Origin of the sequence: Paracraurococcus ruber, from assembly GCF_004353985.1 — a bacterium.
Lineage (GTDB): Bacteria > Pseudomonadota > Alphaproteobacteria > Acetobacterales > Acetobacteraceae > Paracraurococcus > Paracraurococcus ruber.
The window spans coordinates 1-5820 of the sequence record NZ_SMOA01000315.1 but is presented as its reverse complement, the minus strand read 5'-3'; the positions used below and the strand labels follow the sequence as shown (position 1 = coordinate 5820).

Here is a 5820-nt window from a genome sequence, read left to right as displayed (position 1 = left end):
GGCCGGCGGGGGACCTGGCCGCCGGCTTCTGGGACGGCACGCTGCGCCTCTGGCCCGCCGGCGGCGGCGCGGCGCGGGTGCTGGCCGGCCATGCCGGCCCGATCGGCGGCCTGGCCTTCACCCCGGGCGGCCTCGCCAGCGCCGGCGCGGATGGCACGCTGCGGCGCTGGGACGCGGCGGGCGGCCGGGTGCTGGCGGAATTCGGCCTGCCGCAGAATGCCCTGGCGGCGCTGCCGGGCGGCGTCCTGGCCACTGGCGGCGCCGATGGGGTGGTGCGTCTGCTCGGCGCCGACGGCATGGTGAGGGAGCTTGCGGCGGGGCCGCGGCCGGTGGTGGCGCTGGCCGCTTCGCCGGATGGCGCGATGCTGGCCGCGGCGTCGCTGGGCGGCAGCGCCGGATTGTGGTCGGTGGTGGATGGCAGGCTGCTGCGGACGCTGGACGGGCCCGGGCTGCCGATCTGGGCGGTTGCCTTCGCCGCCGATGGCGGCAGCCTCTGGACCGGTGGGCAGGACCGCCGGGTGCGTCGGTGGGCGGCGGCGACGGGCGCGCCGCTCGGCCCCGTGGCGCCGGAGGCGGAGGCGGCGCTGCCCGCCGGCGCCGATGCGGAGGGTGCCCGCGTCTGGCGCGCCTGCAGCGCCTGCCATGCGCTGCGCCCGGATGCGGGGCCGATGGCCGGCCCGACCCTGCACGGCCTGTTCGGCCGGCGCATGGGCAGCGTGCCCGGCTATGCCTATTCCGAACGCCTGGCGCGCGGCGACATCACCTGGACGCCGGCGACGGTCGCCGATCTCTTCACCCGCGGGCCGGATGTGGTGACGCCCGGCACCCGCATGCCGGTGCAGACGGTGGGCGAGCCGGGCGACCTGGCGGCGCTGATCCGGTTCCTGGAGGTTGCGACGCGCTGATACCGAAGGCTGTTGGCCGTGACCGATCGACAGCCCCTCGATCGCCGGGCGGTTTGCGCCGCAGGCCTTGGCGACGCGGCATGAGCCGCGCCGCGCGGCCGGTCACGCCATGCGGCTGATCCCCAGCACGAAGTAGTTGTAGGGCAGCGGCTGGCGCATGTCGTCGCGGGCGCCGATCCGGCCATTCTCCGGGTCATAGGCCCAGTCCTGCCAGTCCCAGAGCGGGAACAGGTCGTCGCGCACCTGCGCGGCGACATAGGCGCCTTCCGCCAGCCGGGCACGGCCCGGCACGTTGGAGAAGTCGAGCCCCATGGCCACGTCCTGCACCGGCACGTTGCGGTTGCGCCGAGCGATCGCGCGGGTGATGCCGAAGGCCATCTCGGCGAAGGGCTTGATCACCGGCTGCACCGACTGGGTGATCTCCAGCCCCTGCTTGAAGGCGTCGGATTCCAGCAGGTCGAGGAAGGCCTCGTCGGCGTCGTTGCGGACATTGACGGTGTAGCAGCGGAAGGCCAGCCCCTCCTCCCCCGCCTTCAACCCGACGAAGACCGGATAGCCGAGGATGCCGGCCTGCTGGCCTTCCCGCACCCGGTAGGTGGCGTTGAAATGCAGGTCGCTGTCGGGGCCGTCCGACTGGTTCCGGGCATAGAAGTCGAACAGCACGCGATGCGTCCCGCGCCCGGGATAGTCGGCGACGCGCAGCCAGTTCAGCGTCACCCGCAGCCGCGCGCCGCGCAGCCCGGGATCGGGCTTGATGTTGCCGGCATGCGCGATGGGCAGCGGGCCGCGGGCGCCGGGCTTGTGCGGGGCGATATAGCCGAAGGCATGGCTGGTGGAGCGCCAGAGCCGCTCGCCGAAGAGGCCATCCAGCCAGCCGCCCGGGGCGAAGCTGGCCGGCGCGCCGGCGGCGGGCGGATCGGGCGGCGGCTCGCCGAGCTCGGCCAGCGTCGCCGCGATCTCCGCCACCGGCCGTGCGCCGAGGACGGGGATGTCGCCGAACCAGGGAGTGTCCTCGGTGCTCATGGGTCCCTCCTGCCGGCCGCATCCTGCATCTGCCGGATCGCGCCGAGGAGCTGGCGCGAGCGCGACATGGCTTCCGCCCCGCCGCCGCCGGCGCGCCCGGCGCGGCGGATCGCCTCCTCGGCATAGATCAGCGCGTCGGGGAATTCCTTCTGCTTCGCCTTGGACCGCGCCATCTCCCGGCAGGCGACGGAGGCGCCGAGATGGTCGTCGGTGCCATCGGCCAGCTGGATCGCCGTCTGGTAGTGCCGGCCCGCGGCGGCGAAGAATTCCGCCTGCCGGGTCAGCATCCCGGCATCGTCGTGGATGTTGCCGAGCAGCAGCTGGACCTGCAGCGCGATGGTCGGGTAGCCCTCCATCACCAGCGCGGCCGTGCTGCGCGCCGCCGTCAGCGCGTCGTTGATGCGCTGCTCCAGCACCGCCGGCTCCGCCCGGATGGCCATCGCGTTCTGGAAGCGGGCGTAGTGCAGCTGCGCCAGTTCATACAGGCACATGACCCGGGTCTGCCCCGCGCCCTCGCCCAGCTTGTCCAGGGCCCGGTTGTACCAGCGCTCGGCCGTCGCGTAGTCCTGCTCCTTGTCGGCATGGTCGCGGGCCATGTCCATGTAGCAATGGCCGAGATGCAGCGCCTGTCCCGCCGCCTCCCGGTCCATCCCGAGAGCGCAGGCGAGGTCGTAGGCTTCCTCGGCGCGCCGCGCCGCCTCCGGCAGGGCGGCCACCTCCCGCCGGTCGACGATGGCGCCCACCTCGATCCGCAGGGCGTAGATATAGGCATGCGCCAGCTCCCGCTGCGCATCGGTCAGCGTGCCGCCGTCGATGGCCGCGGGCTCCCCGACCTCGGCGCGCAGCCGGGCGGCCAGGACATCCAGGATGCGCCGCGCATCCTCGGTCCGGTACTCCCGCAGCGCCAGGCTGTGCGCGAAGCCCATGCCGTCCAGCCAATGCGCCTCGAGCCCCGGGCGCGGCGCCAGCGTCGCCATGTCCAGCAGCCGCTCGCAGAGCGGGCGGAGCAGGCGCAGGTATTCCTCCCGCCGCCCGGTATCGGTGTAGAGGTTGCCCAGCCGCCGGGCCGCCTGGATCGCCGGCTCCCACCAGCCCCGCCGCTCGGCCAGCCGGCGGACCTGCAGCAGGTTCGCCTCCTGCGCCCGCAGCAGGCCGGTCCGCGCCTCGTCGCGGCCGTCGCCATCGTCCAGCACCGATGTGGCGGTCAGCACGGCCACCGCGAAGGCCCGCTCCGCCCGCCGCGCCGGGGACGCCTCGCCCAGTTCCGGTGCCTCCGGGTGGAAGCGCTCGAACATGTCGCGGAAGAACCAGGGCAGCGCCGGATGCACCGCGAACAGGCCCTGGCCATGCGGCGTCAGCAGCCCGCCATCCGCGGCGCGGCCCAGCAATTCCCGCCAGGCCGAGAATTCCGGCGCCTCGCCGCCGTCGACGAGCGCTTCCACATGCGCCAGCATGGCGTCCCAGGCGATGCCCTGGAACAGGTGCAGCAGCGCCAGCCGGCGCCGCTCCGCCTCCGAGAAGCCCTGCGAGAACCCGTAGGAGAGCGAGGCGCCGAGCGAGCGGCTGCGGCCCTGCTCCGCGTCGTCCTCGAAGGCCGCCTCGCCGTCGCGCAGCCGCCCGGCCAGCGCCGCCGCCGCGTCCCGCGTGCGGATCCCCTCGCGCAGCGCCTGGCGCAGCACCACGCCGAGCGTCAGCGGATTGCCGCGGGAGAAGTCGAGCAGCGGCTCCAGCGCCTCGACCAGGCGCGCCTCCCCGCCCTGGCGTGCCAGCAGCGCGCCGGCGAATTCCATCCGCTCCAGCCGCGGCATGGGCGGGATGCGCACGCGCACCGGCAGGTCGCCGAGCCAGCCCGCCTCCTCCCGCCGCGAGGTCAGCAGCACCTTCGCCTTGGTCTGGCCGAGGTCGCGCAGGAAATCCGCCAGCGCCTGCTGCTCGGCCGCCGTCCAGGCGGCGGCGGCGCCGGCCGGGAAGCCGGCCACCTGCTCGACATTGTCCCAGATCCACAGCACCGGCTGGATCGAGAGCAGCTGCAGCGCGAGCCGCCGCCGCTCGGCATCGCCGAGCGCCACCCAGACGATGCCGCGCGGCTCCAGCACCGGGGCGAAGACCCGGCCGATGCGGTCGAGCAGCCGCGGCAGCGGCAGATACTGCTCGAAGCTGTCGAACAGCAGCGGCCCGTCGAGGCCGCCGGTGGCGGCGTACCAGCGGGCGAATTCCGCCGCCGTGGTGGTCTTGCCGCTGCCGGCCAGGCCATGCAGCAGCACCGCCTTCCGGCGGTCGAAGCCGCGGTCCAGCGCCAGCAGCGTCTCGTCGCGGCCGATGAAGCCGATATCGGGGGCGCGCGGCAGCTCGTCGGCCTCGGCGGTCGCCGGGGTCCAGTCGATGGCGTCGAACATCGCCGCCACCGCGCGCCGGCGGAACAGCCGGATCGGCGCGGCCTCGTACACCGCCGGCACCGGCCAGTCCTGCAGCTCGATCCGCTTGCCGGCGGCCCGCCGCAGCCGCTCGTCGCCAAGGTGCTTGCGCGCCCGCGTCGCCGCCTCGCCCAGCGTCTGCCCCTCGGCCAGGGTCTGGTACAGCTCGCCGACGAATTGCGCGGCGGTGACCACCAGCACGTTGTAGCGCATGGCCACCACGCCGGCGACGCCGGCATCCACCACCGCCTGGGCGAAGGACCCGTAGGCGCGCACCTGATCCTCCTGCGCCAGCGGGGCCGGCGGGTCGGCCTCCGCCGCCGCCTCGGCCGTCGGCGGGGCCGCGGCCGTCCCCTGGGCGGAGCGGCAGGCATTCAGCACCAGCACAGGCACCGCCGCCTCGTAGAGCAGGTTGCCCAGCGCGGCGCCGTCCACCAGCCGCATGCGGCTGTTCCGGGCGGGATCCTCGAAGCAGACATAGCCGCGCGCCTGCGCCGTCTCGACCGGGCCGAGGCGGCGCGGGTCGAACCCGTCCTGCGCCTCCAGCGCCGCCCGCTCCGCCTCCCCCACGAAGGCGCCATGGCCGTCGAAATGCACGATGTGGAAGGGGCGGCCATCGGCCTTGGCCCGCCGCAGCACCCGGCCCAGCTCCTCGAAGCTCGGCGGCCGCAGCACATGCAGGTCCACCGCGCTGGCGCCGGCCTCGGTCAGCGCCTTCACCAGCCGGCTGGCGACCGAGCGGAAGGGCACGTCCTCGGCGCCCGAGGGCCGGCAGATCGCCACCAGCAGCCGCACCGTCCCGTCCTCGACCGCCACCGGGATCAGCGGCGCCCGCCCGGCCTGGGACTGCACGCGGACGAATTCCCGCGCCGAGAGCGCCAGCGGCGCATCGGTGCGCGGGTCCCGCAGCAGTTCCCAGGGCAGCGCATGCGCTTCGCGGATCCCGGTCGAGATCTCCAGCCGCGCCTCGCCCAGCCGGTCGGCCACGTCGCCCCAGAGCCGGATGGCATCGCGGTTGGCCTCGAACACCGCGCTGAACAGGTCGCGGCCGATCTCGGCCATGCGCCGCTCGATCCCGGCGGCGATGCGCGGCGCCGGGTCGGCGCTGCGCTCCAGATAATCCTCCAGGTACCAGCGGATGCGGCTGGCATCGGCCGCCGGCAGGTCGAAGCGCGCCTGCACGGCGGCGGTCCGGCGTGGCCCGGCGCCTTCCAGCGCGATCTCGATGGGAACCGGCCCGGCCGCCGCCTGGCCGAGCTGGGTCAGCCGCAAGGTGATCATCGCCCGTCTGCCTCCCGACCGGCTTCCGCCCGGCAGCATAGACAGGGTTGCAGCGCGATTGCGCCCGTGATCGGCCGCCATCCGCGCGTCCTGTGCGCCGGGACACGCCGGGGGCCATGCGCCATGACGCGCCGCGGTGCCGGGTCGCCGCCCGCCGGCGCCGGCCGGCCGCGGCCGGCCGCATCGCGGTTGCGCGT

At 74.9% G+C, this 5820-nt stretch carries 3 protein-coding genes; 1 reads left to right on the top strand and 2 read right to left on the bottom strand.

Features of this window, described 5'->3' with window-relative positions:
• On the top strand, positions 1-905 hold a 905-nt coding region (locus E2C05_RS34890; protein WP_133222910.1), incomplete at its 5' end, for a hypothetical protein.
• Positions 906-1007: 102 nt separating this feature from the next.
• On the opposite strand, the gene E2C05_RS27875 is transcribed toward E2C05_RS34890, so the two are convergent.
• Together E2C05_RS27875 and E2C05_RS35260 are read right to left on the bottom strand one after the other, a co-directional pair.
• Positions 1008-1928, bottom strand: coding sequence for a hypothetical protein (locus E2C05_RS27875; protein ID WP_133222909.1), 921 nt, complete (start codon positions 1926-1928; stop codon positions 1008-1010).
• The gene (locus tag E2C05_RS35260; RefSeq protein WP_158292410.1) at positions 1925-5623 is read right to left on the bottom strand and encodes a CHAT domain-containing protein; all 3699 of its coding nucleotides are present in this window, start codon (positions 5621-5623) and stop codon (positions 1925-1927) included. The genes E2C05_RS27875 and E2C05_RS35260 overlap by 4 nt, the downstream gene beginning before the upstream one ends.
• Between the last annotated feature and the right edge of the window lie 197 nt (positions 5624-5820).

Bases quoted from the DNA above. Each gene is read 5' to 3' on its own strand.
- E2C05_RS27875 (WP_133222909.1), bottom strand. From the start codon at position 1,928: ATGAGCACCGAGGACACTCCCTGGTTCGGCGACATCCCCGTCCTCGGC.
- E2C05_RS35260 (WP_158292410.1), bottom strand. From the start codon at position 5,623: ATGATCACCTTGCGGCTGACCCAGCTCGGCCAGGCGGCGGCCGGGCCG.